This window comes from Curtobacterium sp. APC 4022 (assembly GCF_030407555.1).
Classification (GTDB): domain Bacteria; phylum Actinomycetota; class Actinomycetes; order Actinomycetales; family Microbacteriaceae; genus Curtobacterium.
In genome coordinates this window covers 1-19,953 of sequence record NZ_JASDDD010000010.1, presented here as the reverse complement: position 1 = coordinate 19,953, position 19,953 = coordinate 1, and the positions used below count along the sequence as shown (strand labels likewise).

Below are 19,953 nucleotides of genomic sequence, written 5' to 3'. Positions count from 1 at the left end.
CACGGGACGGGCGCGCCCACCCGGCACGCGCCGACGAGCGGGAGGCTCCGCCAGCCGGGCCCGGCCGCGGAGCGGTCATGACACCCCGCTCACCTCCCGCCGACTGGTCACAACGCGTCGCTCTGGAGGCCCGTAACCGACAGAACGTGACCGCTCGGCGACGGAGGCCGGGCGCGCCCACCCCGGCGCGCCCGCCCCGGCGCGCACGTCCCGGAACGCCGAACGCCGCCCCGCAGGACGGCGTTCGGTGTGACGGGAGGAACGTGTGGACTCAGCCGACGCGGTGCAGCCAGACGACGGGGTTGCCCTCGGCCGCGTGGCGGAACGGCTCGAGTTCGTCGTCCCACGCCTGCCCGAGTGCGAGCCGGAGTTCCCGGTGCAGCTCGAGGGCGTTGCTGCCGGCGATCTCCATCGCGTAGCGGATGCGGTCCTCGGGGACGACCATGTTGCCCGTGACGTCGGTCTGTGCGTAGAAGACGCCGAGGTCGGGGGTGTGCATCCACCGGCCGCCGTCGGAGTCAGTCGTCGCGTCCTCGGTGACCTCGAAGCGCAGGTGCTCCCACCCGCGCAGCGCAGAGGCGATCGCCGCGCCGGACCCGATCGGCCCGGACCACGTGAACTCGGTGCGGCGCGAACCGTCGAGTGCGGGCTGGTCGAGCCACGAGAAGTTCACGGCGCGGTTCATCGCGCGACCTGCCGCCCATTCGACGTGTGGGCAGAGCGCGCGTGGTGAGGAGTGCACGTAGAGCACTCCTGACGTTGACCCAGTCACGATTCCTCCGATCGTCAGGTGCGACTTCCCCATCGACCTGTACAGCGGAGGACCCGTTCGGGACCATCGGTATGCGATTGTGATGTCCCGGAGGACACGCTCATCATGCCAGGTGCCGACTGGGAACGGCAACCATCCGGACCATGTCGGCGGGAGAAGACCCGAAGAACGACCCCGCCGGGGACCCCGAAGCGACTAGGACAGTTCCTGGCGCGGGTAGATGACCTTCTGCACGATGATGATCACCGACGCCGCCGTCGGCACGGCCACGAGCGCGCCGAGCACCCCGCCGATCGTGGCACCGGCGATCGCGGCGATGACGACCAGCGCCCCGGGCACCTGCACGGCCCGCGACATGATGCGCGGAGAGATGATGTACGCCTCGACCTGCATGTACACGAGGTAGTAGATCGCCGCCGCCAGGGCCGTGGCCGGCGATGCGAACAGGCATAGCAGCGAGATGAGCACGGCTGCCCCGAGGGTCCCGACCAGCGGGATGAGCGACCCGAGGAACGCGAAGGACGCCAACAGCACGGGCAGCGGCGCCCCGATGACGAGCAGCCAGATGATGCTGAGCACGCCGTTGATGCCGGCCTGGGTGATCTGCCCGACGACGTAGCGGCCGACGGAGGAGGTCACCTGCTCGCTGACCTCGACGAAGTTCTCGCGACGCGAGGCCGGGACGAACCGGTAGACCATCGTCTTCAGCCCGCGCATCGAGGCGAGGAAGTAGAGCATCAGGATGATGACGATGAGGGCGCCGGTCAGGCCGGACAGGATGCCGCTGCCCACCGCCAGGATCCCGCCGCCGAGGCTCAGCAGGTTGCCCGGGTTCTCCACGAACGTCTGCACGGACTCGAGCGCGTGGTCGACGTCGAAGGAGCCCTCGAACTGCCGGGCCAGGTCCTGCACCCACCCGAGCTTCGAGATGTCGCCGACGATCTCCGGGAAGTTCTGCACCAGGTTCGTCGCCTGGTTCACCAGGATCGGCACGATCGCGAACACGACGCCGACGAAGGCCCCGAGGACGACGACGACCACGATGAGGATCGCCGCCCAGCGCGGGATGTACCGCTCGAGCAGGTTCACGAGCGGGTCGAGGCCCAGCGCGATGAACAGCGCGACGCCGATGTAGACCAGCACCGTGCTGAGTTCGTGGACGAGCGTCCCGGCCAGCAGCGCGACGAGTACACCGATCGCACCCATGAACCCGATGCGGAAGGCGTTGACGCGCACGCCGGTGCCCGCGCGGCTCACCTCGAACATCACGTTCGGGGTGGGCGCGTGGCTCGTGTCTTCGGGCGGGCGCTTCTTGGACGGCAGGTGCACGTAGGGCGGGCGGGACTTGAACCCGCGAATCGTTCGGTTATGAGCCGACTGCCTTGACCAGCTTGGCTACCGCCCCTCGGGGGCCGAAGCCACCGGCTCCCCACGATACAGCGCCTCGAACGTCGAGAGGGTGCGGTTGATGTCGTGTGCCTCGATCATGGTCAGGCTGCGCTGCCGCATCGCCTGGTACTCGTCGTCCGGAGCGGTCAGCACCGAGGTCAGCTTCGCCGCCAGGTCGTGCTCGTCGCCCGGGGTGAACAGGTACCCGTTGCCGTCGATCAGGTGCGGCAGCGCCATCGAGTCCGCCGCGACGACGGGCAGCCCGGAGGCCATCGCCTCGAGCGACGAGATGCTCTGCAGTTCCGCCGTCGACGGCATCACGAAGACGGTGCCCTCGGTCAGCGTGCGGAGCTTGACCTCGTCGGACACGAACCCGAGGAAGCGGACCCGGTCCTCGACCCCGAGCTCCTTCGCGAGCGCGGTCAGCTTCGGGATCATGTCACCGTCGCCGACGATGGTGAAGCGGGCGTCGAGCGAGGCCGGCAGCAGCGGGAGCGCCCGGACCATGACGTCGAGGTTCTTCTCCGGAGCGACCCGGCCGACGAAGACGATGTCGTTGCCCGCCGGTCGCCCGCTCGCCGGCGTGTAGCGGGTGGCGTCGACGCCGCACGAGATCGCCAGGACCGGCTGCCCGGCGATGGCGTCGCGCAGGTAGTCCGCCGCGAGCTCGGTCGGGGTCGTGATCGCCTCGGCCAGACGGTAGGTCTTGGCCGCGTCCGCCCAGGCGATCTTCAACGCGAGGGGCGTCGTGCGCTTGCCGAACGGCGTGTACTCGAGCAGGTTCTCCGGCATGAAGTGGTTCGTGCCGATGATCCGGATCCCCCGGTCGTGCGCTTCGCGGGCGACGCCGCGACCGACGACGATGTGGGACTGGATGTGCACCACGTCGGGCTGCAGCGCGGCGATGATCGGGGCGGTGTGCTTGCGGACCGTCCAGGGCCAGGCGAAGCGGTACCACTCGTGCGCCGGCCACCGGTACGAGGCCAGCCGGTGCACGGTGAGCGTCACGCCCCGGTACTCCTCGTCGAACGACCCGGCGTGCCACCGGTTCCACGACGGCGCGATGATGTGCACCTCGTGCCCACGGGCGGCGAGGCCGAGCGCGAGCTCCTCGGTGAAGGTCGCGGCCCCGTTGACGTCGGGCGCGAAGGTGTCGGCGGCGATGAGCACCCGCAGCGGCCGTCGCCCTCCGGTGGCGGCCGTGGTGTCGGTCGTCTCGGTCGTGGCGTCTGCTGACACGGCGGGGGTCGTCCTCTCGTCGCGAACGCCGGCGCGCGTGGTGGTCGCACGCCGGTCTGGTCGGTTCGGAACGCTACCGCACCCCTCTGGCCGCCCACCTCAGCCGCGCGGCGGATCCGCGTCATCCCCTGGTACCGCACCGAGCGTCGGACGTGGGTGGGCTGTCGGACGGGAGGCGCGCCTCCCGTCCGCCGTCACCGGCGCGAGTCGGGGTGGTGCTTGGCCAGCAGGAAGACGCCGGTGATCGCGATCGCACCGGCGACGAGGAAGCCGATGCCGGCACCGACGGGTGCGCCGGCGGCCTCGTCGAGGACGATGACGCCGATCCCCACCGCGACGATCGGGTCGACGACCGTGAGCCCCGCGATGACGAGGTCGGCGGAGCCGCTCGAGTAGGCGTTCTGCACGAAGTACGCGCCCACGGCGGACGCGACGACGACCCCGACGATGGCGAACGCGGTGACCCAGTCGAAGGTGCCGTTCACGATGCGGTTCAGCGTGACCTTCGCCAGGGTCGCGACGAAGCCGTAGAGGATGCCGGCACCGATGATGTAGTAGAGGGCGTTTCGGCGTTTGGCGACCAGGCGGAACGAGATGACGACGAGGGTCAGCACGACCGCCAGGACGACCAGCACGGTGATGAGCTGACCGCGACCGATCGGACTCTCGCGGCCGTAGAGCGCGGCGATGAGGACGAACAGGCCCACACCGCCGATGCAGGTCCACACGGCTCGACGCGCCTGGGTGCCGAGCGGGACGCCGGTGCTGCGCGACGAGAACCACGTCGTGACGACCAGCGCCACGGCACCGAGGGGCTGCACGACGATGAGCGGCGCGTACGTGATGCTGACCAGCTGCAGCACGATCGCGGCACCGAGCATGATCGTGCCGAGCACCCAGTTGCCGCTGCCGAGGAGCGCGAGCACGTGACGGACCGACAGCCCCTTCGACTGCTGGCCGAGGCGCGCTTCGACGCGCTGGACCCCACGGCTCTGGAACTGCGCGCCGAGCGACAGGAACACGGCACCGACGAGGGCGACGGGGATCATCAGCGCCTGGAACGGGGTCAGGTTCTGCACCACGTCGGGGATCTGCAGGTCCGGGGTCACGCGTCGAGGCTATCCGACGCGCGAAGATATCCTGGCTGCATGGCCGTCCTCCCGATCCGGATCACCGGTGAACCCGTCCTGCACGCCCCCGCGACCGAGGTCACCGTCTTCGACGACGACCTGCGCACGCTCGTCGCCGACATGTTCGAGACGATGGACCTGGCGCCCGGCGTCGGGCTCGCCGGCCCGCAGGTCGGGGTCGGCCAGCGGCTGTTCGTCTACTCGTGGACGGACGACGACGAGGTGCTGTGGCGCGGTGTCGCGGTGAACCCGGTGCTCTGGACCACTCCCGCGGTGCCGGAGTCGATCGAGGAGCTCGACGAGGACGACGAGTCCGAGGGCTGCCTGTCGGTGCCGGGTGAGCGCTTCCCGCTCCGACGGTCCGAGGGGGCACTGCTCCGGGCGGTCGACGAGCACGGCGAACCGTTCGAGATCGAGGCGCACGGCTGGCTCGCCCGCGTCTTCCAGCACGAGTACGACCACCTGGACGGCGTGCTGTACGCGGACCGGCTGGTCCACCCGTACGCCAAGCAGGTCCAGAAGGCGATCCGGAAGGCCAGCTGGGGCGGGCCCGGTCAGTCCTGGCTGCCGGGACGCGACCACCCCGAGGGCTGAGCACGCCGCCAGCTGGGTACGCCGCGGACTGGGCACGCCGCCGGGCGGGTGCGCCGCTGGCCGGGTGCGCACCCGGGCGGGGTCAGCCCCGGTGCGCCGCCAGTGCGTCCCGCAGCCGGTCCATGTCCGGGTGACCCGGGCAGTACCGCTCGAGACCGGCCGCCAGGTCCGCCTGCTCGGCCGACTTCACGGGTGACCGCCACGGACCGGTCCCGCTGACCGCGCAGCCCGCGGCGAGTTCCTCGAGCGTCGCGGCGCCGCGAGCAGCGTCGAGTGCTGACTGCTGCTGTGCCGAGGGGACGGTGCCGGTGATGGGCGCGGCCGTGCACGAGGTGCGACCGTCCTCCCACACCGCGGACGAGGTCGTGTAGGTCTCGACGGACGGGCCGTTCCCGACCGTGCAGGTGAAGGCGAAGACGATCGGTGACGTGCCGGTCGGCCCGGACCCGCCGGACGCCGACCGGGTGGTGGTCGCGGACGGACCGTCGGCCGCTTCGGCGCGGGCACCGGTGTCGCTCGACGAACACCCGGTCAGCGCCGTCAGGGCGACCCCGAGGGCGAGCACGGCGACGAGCGTCGCGGGGCGTCGAGGTCGGAGGGGCACCTGTGGACGTTAACAGCTTCCGACAGCATGCCGGCTGTGGAAGCGCAGCACGACGCCCGGGAACCGCGGGCGTACAGCCGCACACAGCAGACAGCACCAGCACCAGCACCAGCACCAGCACGCCGGAGAAACGAGAAGGCCCCCACCCCGGAGGGTGAGGGCCTGTCGCTCCCCGAGTTGGACTCGAACCAACAACCTGCCGGTTAACAGCCGGCTGCTCTGCCAATTGAGCTATCGAGGATCACTGCGGCTCCGCTGGAAGGCGGTTGAACAGCGGGTAACAGCATAGCAGCAAACGTCCAGCGTCCCGCGCATCGGTCGCGCATCCCGGGCGTGCCGCCACCGACGGCACCGAGAACCCCCGGTCAGGCAGGGACCGTCAGTAGCCGGCCGCCGGGTCGACGACCCCCACGAACCCGGTGCCGTCACCACCCAGGAACGCCCGGACGTTGGCCTCGACCCGCTCGGCCAGCAGCGGTGCGACCATCTCCGGGGTGTCCGCCTGGTGCGGGGTGATGAGCGCGCCCGGCTCGTCCCAGAGCGGGTGTCCGTCCGGCAGCGGCTCCGGGTCGGTCACGTCGAGCCCGGCAGCGGTGATCGCCCCGGACCGGAGCGCGTCGACGAGCGCATCGGTGTCGACCAGCCCGCCGCGGGCGATGTTCACCAGGCGCGCGTGGTCCGGCATGATCGCGAACTGGTGCGCTCCGAGCAGCCCGGACGTGTCCGAGGTCATGGCCGCCGCGACCACCACCACGTCGGCGTCGGGCAGGACCGCGTCGAGCTGGTCGGTCGTGACGGTGCGCTCGGCTCCGGGCACGGGCTCCGAGGACCGCCGGACGACGGTCACCCGCACGTCGAACGGTGCCACCAGCCGCAGGTACTCCAGCGCGATGCCCCCGGCGCCGATGAGCACCACGTGCCGCCCGTACAGGGACATGCCCTCGGGCTCCCGCGACCAGGTGGTGGTCCGGGCACGCTTCTGCAGCACCCGGAGCGTCGCGAGGGTCAGCGCGAGCGCATGCTCGGCGACCGGCTCGGCGTACGCGCCCTTGGCCGAGGTGAACAGCACGCGGTCACCGTGTTCGGCGATGAGCTGCGCGAACGCATCGACGCCGGCGAACGGCAGTTGCACCCAGGTCACCCCCGGCGCGGTGGTCAGGGCCTGCTGGAGGCCGTCCGGGTCGCCGGCGTCGAGCCACACGATCCCGCGGGTGTCGTCGCCCAGGGCGGTCAGGGTGCCGCCGGCGCTCCGGACGGCGTCCTCGTGCAGCGCGGTGGGCGTCGGCAGGATCGTCACCGACCCGGACTCCGGTGTCCCGACCGGCAGGGGCCGCCCGGCATCGGTCACGACCGCGCGGTGACCCCGCGCCTGCTGCTGCTCGCTCATGCCTGTCGCACCCCTCGTTCTGTCGTCCGCATCACGCCTGTCGCACCCCGCCGCGGCCGGCCGTCGCCGGCTTCCGCTTCACCGGTCGTGACGCCGTCGCCGCGAGCGTCCGGACGTACGGGTCCAGCGGGTTGTCGAGGACCTCGTCGAACGTACCGAGCCCGACCAGCCGCCCGGCGCTCATGATCGCGACCCGGTCCGCGAGGGCACGGGCCTCCCGCAGGTCGCTCGAGACGACGATCGCGGCGAACTGGCGGTGCCGCTGGAGGCCGGCCAGGGCCTCCAGGACGGACTGCCGGACCAGCACGTCCACACCGCGTGCGGGTTCGTCCGCGACGAGCAGCTGCGGCTCGAGGACGAGCGCCCGGGCCAGGGCGACGCGCTGGCGCTGTCCGCTGGACAGCTCCCACGTGTTCAGCCGGAGCACACCGAGCGGCAGGTGCACCGCGTCGACCAGGCGGGCGACGATGAGGCCGGCTTCCTTCCGGTCGAACCGGCGGTCGCGGGCGTAGATCGGTTCGGCGATCGCCTCGCCGACGAGCAGGTCCGGTCGCAGCCGGTCGGCGCCGTCCTGCGGCAGGTAGCCGATCTGCCCGGTCAGGCGTGTGTAGCGGCGGGACGACTGCCGGAGCCGCCGCGTGGGCTGGCCGAGCACGCTGAGTTCCCCGCCGACGATCCGCCGACGGTGCGCGCCCTCCCCCTCGCCGTGCGTGCCGAGCTGGCCGGCGACCGCGGCCGCGAAGGTCGACTTCCCCGAACCGGACTCGCCGAGCACGGCGAGGATCTCGCCCCACCCGAGCGTCAGGCTCACGCCGTCCACGGCGCGGATCGGGTGCTTCACCGGCCCGCCCCGGTACTCGATGCTGACGTCGTCCGCGACGACGGCCGGACCGTTCTCCCCGGTCATGGAACCCCTTCTCCTGCCGCGTGCGCCCTGCCGCGGTCCACACCGGACGGGAGGCCCGGACCACTCGTCCGCGCGACGTGCGTCGCGGACGTGGCCGGGCCTCCTGGCTGGTCGGGGTGCACCCGACGGTTCGTCACCGTCCGGTCAGGCCCCGGCCTGCTCCAGTCGCTCCAGCGTACGCCGTCGCTCGGCCTGCTCGGTCGGGTCCGGCACCGGCAGCGACGCGAGCAGCCGCTGGGTGTACGGGTGCTGCGGGGCGCCGAGGACCTCGGCCGTGGTGCCGGTCTCGACCAGGTCACCGCGGTACAGCACGGCGATCCGGTCGGACAGGGCGCCGACGACGGCCAGGTCGTGGCTGATGAACAGCGACGCGAACCCGAAGTCCTGCTGCAGTTCGAGGAAGAGCTCGAGGACCCGGGCCTGTACCGACACGTCGAGCGCACTCGTCGGCTCGTCGGCGATGAGCAGCTTCGGCCGGAGCGCGAGCGACCGGGCGAGCGAGGCGCGCTGGCGCTGCCCACCGGAGAGCTCGTGCGGGTACCGGTCGCCGTACGCGGCGGGCAGCTGCACGGCCTCCATGAGTTCGTCCACCTGCTTGCGCGCGGCACGGGGTGACGAGGCGACCCCGTGCACGACGAGCGGTTCGGCGACGCACTCGGCGATCGTCAGCAGCGGGTTGAACGACGTCGCCGGGTCCTGGAAGACGAACCCGATGTCCTTCCGCAGCCGCTTGAAGTCGCGCTCCTTGTACCCGAGCATCTCGGTGCCGAGCACGTTGAGCGATCCACCGGTGATCTTCGTCAGCCCGGCGATGGCCCGGCCGATGGTGGTCTTGCCGGAGCCGGACTCCCCCACCAGGCCGAGGACCTCGCCGGGCCGGATCGCCAGGTCGACGCCCTTCACCGCGCGGAACGCCGGCGAGCCGAGCCGACCCGGGTACTCGATCTCGAGCCCCGTCGCGGACACGACGGGCTCGACGTCCTCGGTGATGAGCGCGCGGCGGGCGACCCCGGTCGACGCCTCGAGCCGCGGCACGGCGGCGAGCAGGCGCTTCGTGTAGTCGGCCTGCGGGGCGGCGAAGAGCTGCTCCACGGGGGCTTCCTCGACGACCTCGCCCTGGTACATCACGGCGACGCGGTCGGCCAGGTCGGCGACGACGCCCATGTTGTGCGTGATGATGACGATCGCCGCGCCGAACTCGTCACGGCAGCGGCGGAGCAGGTCGAGGATCTCGGCCTGCACGGTGACGTCGAGGGCGGTGGTCGGCTCGTCGGCGATGATCACGCTCGGCTCGAGGGCGAGCGCACTGGCGATCACGACGCGCTGCTTCTGCCCGCCGGAGAACTGGTGCGGGTAGTGGTCGACGCGTGTCTCCGGGTCGGGGATGCCGACGCGGCGCAGGTAGTCGATCGACTTGGCGCGGGCCTCCTTCTTGGAGACCCCACCGTGGGCACGCAGGCCCTCGGCGATCTGCCACCCGACCGTGAAGACCGGGTTCAGCGCGGTCGACGGCTCCTGGAAGACCATCGCACCGGCCGTGCCCCGCAGCTCGCGGAGCTTCTGCGACCCGACCGCGACGACGTCGGTGCCCTCGAGCATGACCGCGCCGCCGAGCGTCGCCGTCTCCGGCATCAGCCGGAGCATGCTCCGCGCGGTGACCGACTTGCCCGAGCCGGACTCGCCGACCAGGGCGAGCACCTCGCCGGGGCGGACGTCGAGACTGACGCCCTTGACCGCGTCGACGGCGCCGCCGTCGGTCGCGAAGGTCACCGTGAGGTCGTCGACGACGACGACCGGGTCGGCCGCCGTGCGGCCCGAGCCGGCCGGGAGGCCCGTGGTGCTGCCGTTCATGCTGCTGCCCCTTCCGCGTTGGTCGCCTTGTCGCGCGTGGAGACCAGCTGCTTCAACCGCCGGCGGGCACGCAGGCGGGGGTCGGAGATGTCGTTGAGGCTCTCGCCGATGAACGTCACGCCGAGGACGAGCAGCACGATCGCGATGCCCGGGTAGACGCCCGTCCACCAGACGCCGCTGGCGACGTCGGACAGCGCCCGGCTGAGGTCGTAGCCCCACTCGGCGCCCTGGGTCGGGCCGATGCCGAACCCGAGGAAGCCGAGGCCGGCCAGGGTGAGCACCGCGTCACTGGCGTTCAGGGTGAGGATCAGCGGCAGGGACCGCGTCGAGTTCCGGAGCACGTGCCGCGTCATGATGCGCCACGGGTTCGTGCCGATGACCCGAGCCGACTCCACGAAGGCGTCGTTCTTCAGGCGCACGGCCTCGGCGCGGACCACGCGGAAGTACTGCGGGATGTAGACCACGGTGATCGAGATCGCCGCCGCCGTGATGCCGCCCCAGTAGTTCGAGTCACCGCCGGAGACCACGATCGAGACGACGATCGCGAGCAGCAGCGACGGGAACGCGTAGATGGCGTCGGCGACGACCACGAGCACACGGTCGAGCCAGCCGCCGATGTACCCGGAGACCATGCCGAGCAGGACACCGATCGCGATCGAGACGACCACCGCGACGATGACGACGAGCACAGCCGTCCGCGTGCCGTAGACGACCCGGCTGAACACGTCGAGGCCACCGACCGTGGTGCCCCAGATGTGCTCGGCACTCGGGGCACCGGTGCGCGGGAAGTTCGTGCCGTCGGCACCCTGCTGAGCACCGAAGCCGTACGGCGCGATGAGCGGGGCGAACACCGCGACGAGCAGGTACACCGCGCAGATGACGACACCGACGATGAGCATGGCGCGCTGCCATCCGGTGCTCCGGCGGAGCTGGACGACGACGGGGAGACGCTTCCAGAGCGGCTCGTGGCGGTCGACGAGGGTGATGTCGGACATCGTCAGAACCTCACTCTCGGGTCGATGAGCGCCGCGACGACGTCGACGACGAAGTTCGTGACGGCGACGATCACCGCCAGCATCGCGACGATGCCCTGCACGGCGACGAAGTCACGGGCGGACAGGTACTGGTTGAGCTCGAAGCCCAGGCCGCGCCAGCCGAAGGTCGTCTCGGTGAGGACCGAGCCGCCGAGCAGCATCGCGATCTGCAGACCCATCACCGTGATGATCGGCACCAGGGCCGGTCGGAAGGCGTGCGTCCGGACGAGTCTGGACTCCCGCACACCGCGGGAGCGCGCGGCGTCGACGTACTCGGAGCCGAGCGAGCCGATCATGTTCGCGCGCACCAGGCGCAGGAAGATGCCGGCCGTCAGCAGCCCGAGCGTCAGCGCCGGCAGGACCGCGTGCTGCAGGACGTCGCTGATGATCTGGCCGTTGCCGGTCCGGATCGCGTCGATGAGGAACACCCCGGTCGGGTTGTCGATCCGGTCGAGGATCAGCTGGACCCGGGTCGACGCCCGGTCGCCGAGCGGCAGCCACCCGAGCCAGACCGAGAAGACGAGCTTGAGCAGCAGGCCCCCGAAGAACACCGGCGTCGCGTAGGTCAGGATCGCCAGGGCACGGAGCAGGACGTCCGGCCACTTGTCGCGGAGGTACGCGGCGAGCATGCCGAGCGGGATGCCGAGCACGAGGGCGACGATGAGGGCGTAGAACACCAGCTCTGCCGTCGCGCCGCCGTACTGCAGGATGATCTCGGTCACCGGACGGTTGTCGGTGACGGACGAGCCGAAGTCACCGCGGACGATCTGCCCGAGGTACTCGATGTACTGGACGATCACCGGGCGGTCGTAGCCCGCGGCGTGCAGGCGTTCCTGCAGCTGCGTGGGCGTGAGCCGTCCGCCGACCGAGGCGGTGATCGGGTTCCCGACGACACGCATCAGGAAGAAGACCAGTGTCACCAGGATGAACACGGTCGGGAAGATCAGGAGGAAGCGGATGAGGATGTACCGGCCGAGTCCGCCGCCCTGTCCCTTGGCACGTCGCTGTGCCTGGGGTTTCGTGGGCTCGGTCTCGATCGCCTCTGGGTTCGTGAGGGTCACGGGGTCTGTGCCTTTCGCATGACGCCGAGAGGGGGCGCTCCTCGTGGGAGCGCCCCCTTCCGTGCGTCTGGTTACTTGGTGATGGTCCCGTAGCGGAACTTGAAGGACGCGTCGAGGGTGACACCCTTGACGTCCTTGCCGGCCACGGCGACCGACTTGCCCTGCAGGAGCGGGAGGGTCGAGATCTGCTCGGCCTCACGCTGCTGGGCCTTCTCGATGATGGCGGCGCGCTTGTCGGTGTCCGACTCTTCCTGCTCGTCGGCGATCAGCCCCTGGATGGTCGGGTCGTCGTAGTGGTTCTGCACGAAGTTGTCCTTCGTGAAGAACGGCGAGAGGTAGTTGTCGGCGTCCGAGAAGTCCGGGAACCATCCGAGCTGGTACAGCGGGTAGGCGTCCTTCGTGCGCTCGACCGCGTAGGTCGTGTAGACCGTGGACTGGATGTTCACGGTGAACAGGCCGGTGTTCTCGAGCTGGGTCTTCAGCGTGGCGTACTCGTCGTCCGAGGCCGAGCCGTAGTGGTCCGGCGAGTACTGGATGTCGAGCTCGATCTTGCCCGAGACGCCGGCGTCCTTGAGCGTCTTCTTGGCCTTGTCGACGTCCGGCGCACCGTTGCCGTCACCGTAGAGCGACTTGAACGGCGTCGCGGCCCCGGTCAGGCCGTCCGGCACCATCGAGTAGACGGGCGTGTAGGTGTCGTTGTAGACCTCCTTGGCGAGCTCGTCGCGGTCGACGACGTCGGCGACGGCCTGGCGCACGGCCAGTGCCTTCGCTTCGTCGGCGTCGCTCTGGCCGGTGCCGAAGGGCTGCGTCTTGAAGTTGAAGACGACGTAGCGGATCTCGCCGCCGGGGCCGTCGATGACCTGCAGCTTGGAGTCCTTGCGGAGCGACGAGATGTCCGTCGGCGTCAGGGAGCGGTACGCCACGTCGACGTCGCCCTTCTGTACCGCGAGCTTGAGGTCGGTCTCCTTGGTGAAGTACTGGGCGGTGACGTCCTTGGTCTTCGCCTTGTCGAGGACACCGTCGTACTTGTCGTTCGCCTCGTACGCGATCAGGTCGTTCTCCTTGTAGGAGGTGATCTTGTACTGGCCGGCGAAGGCGTTGCCCTTGACGATGTCGTCGGCGCTGGTGAGCTTCGTCGCCGAGAAGACGTCCTCGTCGACGATCGGGCCGGCGGGGCTCGAGAGCACCTGCGGCCAGGTCTGGTCGGCGTGGTCGAGGTTGAAGACGACCGTCGTGGCGTCCGGGGTGTCGATGCTCTTGAGGTTCGCGAGCAGCGACCACGGGCCGTTGTCGTTCTTGATCTTCAGGTCGCGCTCGAACGAGAACTTGACGTCGCTCGAGGTGAGCTTGTTGCCGTTCGCGAACTCGAGACCCTTCTTCAGGGTGACCTTGTACGTCGTCGGGTTCGTGAACTCCGCCTTCGTGGCGATGTCCGGCTCGACGTCCGGGCTGCCCGTCGGGGTGTTCATGAGGAACGGGAAGACCTGGTTCTGCACGGCGAACGAGCCGTTGTCGTAGGAACCGGCCGGGTCGAGCGAGGTGACCTTGTCGGTCGTGCCGATGATCAGGCCGTTGAGGTCGCCGGAGCCACCGCTGGTGCCGCCTGCGCAGCCGGTGAGCACGAGCGCGGTCGCTGCGGCGCCGGCGCCGAGTGCGAGGGTGCGCTTGCCCCATGTGGAAACGGATGCCATGTCCGATTGCCTCTCTGATGTGGTTGCAAGAGTCCTGGGACCGAGTGGAACGGGCTGTGACCGGTCGCAGGGACGTTCAATGGTCACACCCTGCCAGACATCGGGAGGCCCCGGGGGCGGATTGTTTACACCGCTGTAACGCAGGATCGCGGCTCAGAGCGCAGGATCTGAGGCAGTGTGTCCGGCGCGGCGCGCAGCTTCCTTGCGCCGTGACGACAACTGTTGCGTCCAGCAACTCCCCGGTTCCGCGGGGCTCGGAGCCGCTCGACGGCGCACCCGACGGCCCGCCGTGCTCCGCAGGAGGACGGCCGAGGACGCGCGGTTCAGGCGCCGGGGGTGTCCGCGCGGAGCCGCATCCGCTGGGCGTCGAGGTCCATCAGCTGACGCTGCACGTCTGCCCGACGCTCCTGGTCGGACGGATCCGTGCGCTGCAGTTGTCCGAGCAGCGAGGCCTTCCGCGCGAGCAGGTCCCGTTCGACGAGGGCCACGACGATGCCGCGGCAGTAGATCGCCAGGTCCTCGTCGGAGCGGGCCGGGATCGGCGCGAGTGCGAGCTCCTGCACGAGCGACCGGAACGGCGCCGGCACGTCGCTGAGCAGCTTGTCGAGCCAGGCCCGGTCCCCCACCGCGTCGATGTTCGCCACGACGGCGTCACGGACGACCGAGAGCATCCGCGCCGAGAAGGTCGCCGAGGCCGCCAGCGCGAGCAACGGGACGCCGACCGACTGCGGCTGCTGCACCATCGCCATCACGGCGTCGCGCTCCATCCGTGCGATCGGGTCGTCCGGCAGCGACCGGATGCTCGCCTGCGGTTCGTCCGGCAGGTCGCGACCGTCGCCGTGCCGCCCGGATCCGTCGGTGCCGGAGCCGTTGGTCCCGTTGCCGGAACCGTTCTGCCCGGCGTTGGACGAGCCTCCTGATCGAGCGCCCTGCCCACCGTCGGACGGACGCCGACGCGCCGTGGCGACCGCCCGACGCACGTCCTCGATGTCCATGCCGAGCCACCCGGCCGTGTTCCGGATGTAGCCGTCCGCAAGGGCGCGGTCACGGATGTCGGCGATGACGGGCGCGCTCTCGCGGAGACCGCCGACGCGGCCCTCGACCGTGTCCAGGTCGTGGCCGTCGAGCCGGCGACGGATCATGAACTCGAACATCGGACGACGGTTCTCCACCAGACGGCGGATCGCGTCGTCGCCGCGGGCCAGACGGAGGTCGCAGGGGTCGAGCCCGCCCGGGGCGACCGCGACGTACGTCTGCGACGCGAACCGCTGTTCCTCGGCGAACGCACGGGATGCGGCGCGCTGCCCGGCCTCGTCCGGGTCGAACGTGAAGACGATCTGGCCGAGCTGCGAGACGTGCTGTCCGGCGGAGTCGCCGAGCATCGGGCGCAGGACCTTGATGTGGTCGACGCCGAAGGACGTGCCGCAGGTGGCGACCGCGGTGGTGATGCCGGCGAGGTGGCACGCCATCACGTCGGTGTAGCCCTCGACGATGACGACCTGCTTGCCCTTCGCGATCTCCTTGCGGGCGAGGTCGAGCCCGTAGAGCACCTGGCTCTTGTGGTAGATCGGGGTCTCCGGCGTGTTCAGGTACTTCGGGCCCTTGTCGTCCTCGAGCAGCCGCCGGGCGCCGAACCCGATCGTCGCCCCGGTGACGTCGCGGATCGGCCACATCAGGCGGCCGCGGAACCGGTCGTACGGGGAGCGGTCCCCCTGGCTGACGAGTCCGGCGGCGACGATCTCGTCGATGCTGAACCGCAGCCCGCGCAGGTGGTCCTTGAGCGCGTCGAACGACTTCGGGGCGAAGCCGACGCCGAAGTGCTGCGCGGCGGCCGGGTCGAAGCCGCGCTGCCCGAGGAACTGCCGTGCCGGCTCGGCCGCGGCCGTGGTCAGCTGCGCCGTGAAGAACGCCTGCGCTGCCTCGTTCGCGGCGATCAGGCGGGCACGCGCGTTGTAGTCGGTGCGGGGACCGTCGCCGTCCTCGTAGTGGAGCGTGAAGCCGATCTTCGCGGCCATCCGCTCGACGGCTTCCTGGAAGGTCGTGTGCTCCTGCGACATCAGGAAGCTGAAGACGTCACCGTCCTCGCCGCAGCCGAAGCAGTGGTACCGGCCGACCTGCGGACGGACGTGGAACGACGGGGTGCGCTCGTCGTGGAAGGGGCAGAGGCCCTTCAGCGAGCCGACGCCCGCGGACTTCAGCGTGACGTAGTCGCCCACCACGTCGGCGATGTTCACGCGCGCGCGGACCTCGTCGATGTCGTTCCGCGCGATCAGTCCTGCCACCCGACGATTCTAGTTCGGTGGGCCGACGCCGTCGGACCGCCTGTGGACGTCGGCGGAGACGTCCGGTCGGCGGTTCGGCTCAGACCGCGATGTGGGCGGGCTCGCGCTCCCCCACGACCAGACGCTTGTGCCAGGCGAGCGCGCCCTGGTCGGTGAGGCTCGCCACCTGGTCGACGACGGCCCGGAGACGCCCCTGGTCGTCGGCGGCGGTGCGCCAGTCGGCCGCGAACCCGGGCTCCAGCGCGTCGGCACCGCGGTCGGCGAGGACGTCGAGCAGCTCGGTCAGCACGCGGCGCTGGTCCTCGTACACCGGCTGCCGGTCGCCCTGCGTCATCACGAACGCCGCCACGATGCCCTTGAGCACCGCGATCTCGCCGATGATCTCGGGCGGCGTGACGACGCTGGCAGCGAACCGGACGAGCGAGCCCGAGGCGTAGGCCTCGCGCGTCGCGGTCGTCGCCGTGCGGGCGAACCGGCCGATGAGCTGGCTGGTCAGGTTCTTCAGCCGCGCCTGCGCCTGCCGGGAGCCGTCGTACTCGGTCATCCAGAGGGACATCCCGCGCAGTCGGTCGAATGCCTCGAGCAGCTCGTCGCGGCTCAGGTCGTCGCCCACCCAGGCGTGCATGGCGGTGACGATGTCGTTCTCGCCGACGCGGTCCCCGAGTGCGGCCACGTCGATGAAGCCCGCCACGACGGCGTCCTCGAAGTCGTGCACCGAGTACGCGATGTCGTCGGACAGGTCCATCACCTGGGCCTCGATGCAGCGCTGCCGGCGGGGTGCGCCGGCGCGGAGCCAGGCGAAGGCCTCGTGGTCCTCGTCGTAGAAGCCGAACTTCGTGCGGCCGGACGATGCCTCACCGACGCCCTGCGACGCCGGCCACGGGTACTTGCAGCTGGCGTCGAGCGAGGCGCGGGTCAGGTTGAGGCCGTAGGCGCGTCCGTCGTCGCCGTAGACCTTCGGCTCGAGCCGGGTGAGCAGTCGCAGGGTCTGCGCGTTGCCCTCGAAGCCGCCGATGTCGGCCGCCCAGGCGTTCACCGCGGTCTCGCCGTTGTGGCCGAACGGCGGGTGCCCGATGTCGTGCGCCAGGCAGGCGGTGTCGACGACGTCCGGGTCGAGGCCCAGGCTGTCGGCGAGCTCGCGCCCGACCTGGGCGACCTCGAGCGAGTGCGTCAGGCGGTTCCGGGCGAAGTCCAGCCCGGTCGTCGGACTGAGCACCTGCGTCTTGGCGGCCAGGCGACGGAGCGCGCTGGAGTGCAGCAGACGGGCGCGGTCACGGGCGAAGTCGCTCCGCCGGTTGCCGTGCTCCTCGGGGAACCAGCGGTCGGCGTCGGCCGGGCCGTACGACGAGGTGGCGCTCATCCGCCGCTGTGGTGCATCTCGGCGGCGGCCAGGACCTTGCGGAACTCCGAGTCGACGTCGCGGCTCTCGAGCCAACGGTCCGGCAGCGCCGTCCGCTTGGCGTGTCCGGCACGACCACGCGGGCCCTCGACGTCGGCACCCGGGTACGGCGCCGTCCAGTCGAGCTGGCCGAGCAGGTCGTCGATCTCCTGCAGGCTCGAGGCCATGGCGAGACCGGAACGGACCTCGCCGCCGATCGGGTACCCCTTGAAGTACCAGGCCACGTGCTTCCGGATGTCCCGGCAGCCGTGCTCTTCCGACTCGAAGAACTCGACCAGCAGTTCGGCGTGCCGACGGAACGCGACCGCGACCTCGCCGAGGCCCGGGGCGGCCCGGAGGTCCTCGCCACGGAACGCCGCGGCCAGGTCGCCGAACAGCCACGGACGGCCCAGGCAGCCGCGCCCGACGACGACGCCGTCGCAGCCGGTCTCGTCGACCATCCGCAGCGCGTCGGCGGCGGACCAGATGTCGCCGTTGCCGAGGACCGGGATGTCGGTGATCGTCTCCTTGAGGGTCGCGATCGCCGACCAGTCCGCCTGACCCGAGTAGTGCTCGTTGGCGGTCCGGGCGTGCAGGGCGACACTCGCGACGCCGGCGTCCCGCGCGATGCGGGCGGCGTCGAGGTAGGTCAGGTGGTCGCCGTCGATGCCCTTGCGCATCTTCACGGTGACCGGGACGTCACCCGCTGCCCGCACGGTCTTCGTGACGAGGTCGCGGAACAGGTCGAGCTTCCACGGCAGCGCCGCGCCCCCGCCCTTCCGCGTGACCTTCGGCACCGGGCACCCGAAGTTCAGGTCGATGTGGTCTGCGCGGTCTTCGCCGACCAGGATCGTGGCGGCTTCGGCGACGGTGTTGGGCTCGACGCCGTACAGCTGGATCGACCGCGGGGTCTCGGACTCGTGGTGCCGGATGAGCCGCATCGACTCGGGCGTCCGCTCGACCAGGGCACGGGAGGTGATCATCTCGCAGACGTACAAGCCGGCGCCGTACTCACGGCAGAGGCGGCGGTACGCCATGTTCGTGATGCCGGCCATCGGGGCGAGCACGACGGGCGCATCGACCTGGATGGGGCCGATGCGCAGAGGTGCTGCTGCAGCTTGTGTGATCGTCATACGTTGCCCATTCTCCCACGTCGTCGGCCGCCGGTAGCGTTCTCCACATGACCGTTCCGGATGCCGTCACCCGCTTCGACTCCGATGCTGCCGCCCGCGGCCTCGACGTGCAGGTCGTCGAGCGTCCCGCTGCCGACTCGCTCGAGGGTGCCGCGGCCCTGCTCGGCATCGACCCGGGCGACATCGTGAAGACCCTGGTGGTCAAGCGCCACGACGGCGGGTTCCTGTTGGCGCTCGTCCCCGGCGGCCGGAGCATCGCCTGGAAGAAGCTCCGCACGGTCGTCGGCGTGAACAAGCTGTCGATGCCCGACGCGGCCACCGCGCTCGAGGCCAGCGGTTACGAGCGCGGCACGATCACCCCGATCGGCGCGACGGGTGACCTGCCGGTGTTCGCCGACGAGCGGGTGCTCGGGCGACGGGTCGCGCTCGGGGCCGGCCGACACGGTGCCAGCGCCTTCGTGGACGGCGACGCGCTCGTCGCCGCTTACGACGCGACGGTCGCCGACATCACCGACGAGGAACCGCCCCGCCCCTGACTCCGGTCAGTCGGGGACCTCGGACCAGTCGCCCTCGGCGCCCGGCACGAAGCACGAGTCACCCTCGCAGACCGGTGCACCGCCGGGCGTGACGAGCGTCAGGAGGGCGGGTCGGCCCTCCAACCCGGCCGGGAGGCCCGACCCACCACCCACGGGAGCCGTCGCACCCGTCATCGGGTCACCCCGGCGTCCGCTGCCGCATCGTCGTCGGCACGCTGGGCAGCCTCGGCCACCTCGGCGGGCGTTGACTCGCGGAGCGCGACCACCTGGCGGAGGACCTGCTCGAACGCGGCCGGGTCCTGAGCGCCAGAGACGCCGTACTTGCCGTCGATGACGAAGAACGGGACGCCGTTGATGCCGTAGGCCTGCGCCTGGGACTGGTCGGCGCGGACGGCGGCGAGCTGGCTGTCGTCGCGGAGGGTGGCGAGGACCTCGTCGCGGTCGATCCCGACCTCGGCGGCCAGGTCGGCCAGCGAGTCGTCCTGCCCGACGTGCTCGCCGCGCTCGAAGTAGGCGGCGAACAGGCGCTCGACCATCTCGAGCTGCTTGCCGTGCTGCTTGGCGAGGTGGATCACCTGGTGCGCCTTGACCGTGTTGGTGTGGCGGAGGGCGTCGTAGTCGTAGTGCAGGTCGACCTGGGCGGCGATGCCGGCGACCTGGTCGATCATCTGCTGCGCCTGCTCGACCGGCAGGCCCTTGTGCTGCGAGAGGAACTCGGCCTCGGAGCCCTCGAAGTCGACGGGGGTGTCCGGGCTCAGTTCGAAGGAGTGGTACTCGACCTCGACCGGGCCGCCGAACGCGGAGACGCCCGCCTCGAACTTGCGCTTGCCGATGTAGCACCAGGGGCAGGCGATGTCCGACCAGACATCGACCTTCACGGAGTCGTTCATGCTGACCCCAACGCGGACGCCACCGCGGCATTCCCGCGGCCCGCCGCCGGTGCCCGCCCGCCCCGCCGGCGCCCC

General features: G+C 70.8%; 18 protein-coding genes and 2 tRNA genes. 2 read left to right on the top strand and 18 right to left on the bottom strand.

Features of this window, described 5'->3' with window-relative positions:
• Positions 1-271 precede the first annotated feature (271 nt).
• The 5 genes from QL987_RS05320 to QL987_RS05300 form a co-directional block, all read right to left on the bottom strand.
• Positions 272-805: a DUF3145 domain-containing protein gene (locus QL987_RS05320; RefSeq protein ID WP_111076390.1), complete on the bottom strand. Its 534-nt coding sequence runs from the start codon at positions 803-805 to the stop codon at positions 272-274.
• Positions 806-967: 162 nt separating this feature from the next.
• The gene (locus QL987_RS05315) at positions 968-2,038 is read right to left on the bottom strand and encodes an AI-2E family transporter (RefSeq protein ID WP_290156638.1); all 1,071 of its coding nucleotides are present in this window, start codon (positions 2,036-2,038) and stop codon (positions 968-970) included.
• Between the two features lie 64 nt (positions 2,039-2,102).
• Positions 2,103-2,177: transfer RNA gene (locus QL987_RS05310), tRNA-Ile, on the bottom strand.
• The gene (locus QL987_RS05305; RefSeq protein WP_111076389.1) at positions 2,168-3,400 is read right to left on the bottom strand and encodes a glycosyltransferase; all 1,233 of its coding nucleotides are present in this window, start codon (positions 3,398-3,400) and stop codon (positions 2,168-2,170) included. Before QL987_RS05305 ends, QL987_RS05310 begins: the two co-directional genes overlap by 10 nt.
• 194 nt (positions 3,401-3,594) lie before the next feature.
• Positions 3,595-4,509 (bottom strand): DMT family transporter, encoded by a 915-nt coding sequence (locus QL987_RS05300; RefSeq protein WP_253462757.1) that lies wholly within the window; start codon positions 4,507-4,509, stop codon positions 3,595-3,597.
• A 39-nt stretch (positions 4,510-4,548) separates the two neighbouring features.
• Between QL987_RS05300 and def the strand changes: the two genes are divergently transcribed.
• Positions 4,549-5,124: a peptide deformylase gene (gene def / locus QL987_RS05295; RefSeq protein WP_221851334.1), complete on the top strand. Its 576-nt coding sequence runs from the start codon at positions 4,549-4,551 to the stop codon at positions 5,122-5,124.
• An 82-nt stretch (positions 5,125-5,206) separates the two neighbouring features.
• On the opposite strand, the gene QL987_RS05290 is transcribed toward def, so the two are convergent.
• The 11 genes from QL987_RS05290 to dusB form a co-directional block, all read right to left on the bottom strand.
• Positions 5,207-5,728 carry a hypothetical protein gene (locus tag QL987_RS05290; protein ID WP_290156637.1) on the bottom strand — a complete coding sequence of 174 codons (522 nt, stop codon included), beginning with the start codon at positions 5,726-5,728 and terminating at the stop codon, positions 5,207-5,209.
• A 168-nt stretch (positions 5,729-5,896) separates the two neighbouring features.
• Positions 5,897-5,969: transfer RNA gene (locus tag QL987_RS05285), tRNA-Asn, on the bottom strand.
• A gap of 138 nt (positions 5,970-6,107) precedes the next feature.
• The gene (locus tag QL987_RS05280) at positions 6,108-7,115 is read right to left on the bottom strand and encodes a D-isomer specific 2-hydroxyacid dehydrogenase family protein (RefSeq protein WP_290156636.1); all 1,008 of its coding nucleotides are present in this window, start codon (positions 7,113-7,115) and stop codon (positions 6,108-6,110) included.
• 31 nt (positions 7,116-7,146) lie between these two features.
• On the bottom strand, positions 7,147-8,022 hold the full coding sequence (locus QL987_RS05275; RefSeq protein ID WP_204608101.1) for an ATP-binding cassette domain-containing protein: 876 nt from the start codon (positions 8,020-8,022) through the stop codon (positions 7,147-7,149).
• A gap of 144 nt (positions 8,023-8,166) precedes the next feature.
• Entirely contained in the window at positions 8,167-9,873 is a 1,707-nt protein-coding gene (locus QL987_RS05270) for an ABC transporter ATP-binding protein (protein ID WP_290156635.1), read from the bottom strand.
• Positions 9,870-10,868 carry an ABC transporter permease gene (locus QL987_RS05265; RefSeq protein WP_290156633.1) on the bottom strand — a complete coding sequence of 333 codons (999 nt, stop codon included), beginning with the start codon at positions 10,866-10,868 and terminating at the stop codon, positions 9,870-9,872. The genes QL987_RS05270 and QL987_RS05265 overlap by 4 nt, the downstream gene beginning before the upstream one ends.
• 2 nt (positions 10,869-10,870) lie before the next feature.
• Positions 10,871-11,968: an ABC transporter permease gene (locus tag QL987_RS05260; RefSeq protein WP_290156632.1), complete on the bottom strand. Its 1,098-nt coding sequence runs from the start codon at positions 11,966-11,968 to the stop codon at positions 10,871-10,873.
• Between the two features lie 71 nt (positions 11,969-12,039).
• Positions 12,040-13,659: an ABC transporter substrate-binding protein gene (locus QL987_RS05255; RefSeq protein ID WP_253462751.1), complete on the bottom strand. Its 1,620-nt coding sequence runs from the start codon at positions 13,657-13,659 to the stop codon at positions 12,040-12,042.
• Positions 13,660-13,982: 323 nt separating this feature from the next.
• On the bottom strand, positions 13,983-15,941 hold the full coding sequence (dnaG, locus tag QL987_RS05250) for a DNA primase (RefSeq protein WP_290156625.1): 1,959 nt from the start codon (positions 15,939-15,941) through the stop codon (positions 13,983-13,985).
• Positions 15,942-16,020: 79 nt separating this feature from the next.
• On the bottom strand, positions 16,021-17,301 hold the full coding sequence (locus QL987_RS05245; RefSeq protein ID WP_111076379.1) for a deoxyguanosinetriphosphate triphosphohydrolase: 1,281 nt from the start codon (positions 17,299-17,301) through the stop codon (positions 16,021-16,023).
• Positions 17,298-18,452, bottom strand: a complete 1,155-nt coding sequence (dusB, locus tag QL987_RS05240) for a tRNA dihydrouridine synthase DusB (RefSeq protein ID WP_111076378.1) — start codon at positions 18,450-18,452, stop codon at positions 17,298-17,300. Before dusB ends, QL987_RS05245 begins: the two co-directional genes overlap by 4 nt.
• A gap of 47 nt (positions 18,453-18,499) precedes the next feature.
• Here dusB and QL987_RS05235 point away from each other — a divergent pair, with 47 nt between their 5' ends.
• On the top strand, positions 18,500-18,988 hold the full coding sequence (locus QL987_RS05235) for a YbaK/EbsC family protein (RefSeq protein WP_253462749.1): 489 nt from the start codon (positions 18,500-18,502) through the stop codon (positions 18,986-18,988).
• A 6-nt stretch (positions 18,989-18,994) separates the two neighbouring features.
• On the opposite strand, the gene QL987_RS05230 is transcribed toward QL987_RS05235, so the two are convergent.
• Together QL987_RS05230 and QL987_RS05225 are read right to left on the bottom strand one after the other, a co-directional pair.
• A complete protein-coding gene (locus QL987_RS05230; protein ID WP_290156621.1) occupies positions 18,995-19,162 on the bottom strand; it encodes a hypothetical protein in 168 nt (55 codons plus the stop codon).
• Positions 19,159-19,878 carry a DsbA family oxidoreductase gene (locus QL987_RS05225; RefSeq protein ID WP_111076376.1) on the bottom strand — a complete coding sequence of 240 codons (720 nt, stop codon included), beginning with the start codon at positions 19,876-19,878 and terminating at the stop codon, positions 19,159-19,161. The genes QL987_RS05230 and QL987_RS05225 overlap by 4 nt, the downstream gene beginning before the upstream one ends.
• Between the last annotated feature and the right edge of the window lie 75 nt (positions 19,879-19,953).

Excerpts from the sequence above, each read along its gene's own strand:
- def (WP_221851334.1), top strand. The coding sequence starts at position 4,549 with ATGGCCGTCCTCCCGATCCGGATCACCGGTGAACCCGTCCTGCACGCC.
- QL987_RS05320 (WP_111076390.1), bottom strand. The coding sequence starts at position 805 with ATGGGGAAGTCGCACCTGACGATCGGAGGAATCGTGACTGGGTCAACG.
- QL987_RS05265 (WP_290156633.1), bottom strand. The coding sequence starts at position 10,868 with ATGTCCGACATCACCCTCGTCGACCGCCACGAGCCGCTCTGGAAGCGT.
- QL987_RS05245 (WP_111076379.1), bottom strand. The coding sequence starts at position 17,301 with ATGAGCGCCACCTCGTCGTACGGCCCGGCCGACGCCGACCGCTGGTTC.
- QL987_RS05315 (WP_290156638.1), bottom strand. The coding sequence starts at position 2,038 with ATGTTCGAGGTGAGCCGCGCGGGCACCGGCGTGCGCGTCAACGCCTTC.
- QL987_RS05280 (WP_290156636.1), bottom strand. The coding sequence starts at position 7,115 with ATGAGCGAGCAGCAGCAGGCGCGGGGTCACCGCGCGGTCGTGACCGAT.
- QL987_RS05275 (WP_204608101.1), bottom strand. The coding sequence starts at position 8,022 with ATGACCGGGGAGAACGGTCCGGCCGTCGTCGCGGACGACGTCAGCATC.
- QL987_RS05225 (WP_111076376.1), bottom strand. The coding sequence starts at position 19,878 with ATGAACGACTCCGTGAAGGTCGATGTCTGGTCGGACATCGCCTGCCCC.
- dusB (WP_111076378.1), bottom strand. The coding sequence starts at position 18,452 with ATGACGATCACACAAGCTGCAGCAGCACCTCTGCGCATCGGCCCCATC.
- QL987_RS05270 (WP_290156635.1), bottom strand. The coding sequence starts at position 9,873 with ATGAACGGCAGCACCACGGGCCTCCCGGCCGGCTCGGGCCGCACGGCG.
- QL987_RS05255 (WP_253462751.1), bottom strand. The coding sequence starts at position 13,659 with ATGGCATCCGTTTCCACATGGGGCAAGCGCACCCTCGCACTCGGCGCC.
- QL987_RS05230 (WP_290156621.1), bottom strand. The coding sequence starts at position 19,162 with ATGACGGGTGCGACGGCTCCCGTGGGTGGTGGGTCGGGCCTCCCGGCC.
- QL987_RS05235 (WP_253462749.1), top strand. The coding sequence starts at position 18,500 with ATGACCGTTCCGGATGCCGTCACCCGCTTCGACTCCGATGCTGCCGCC.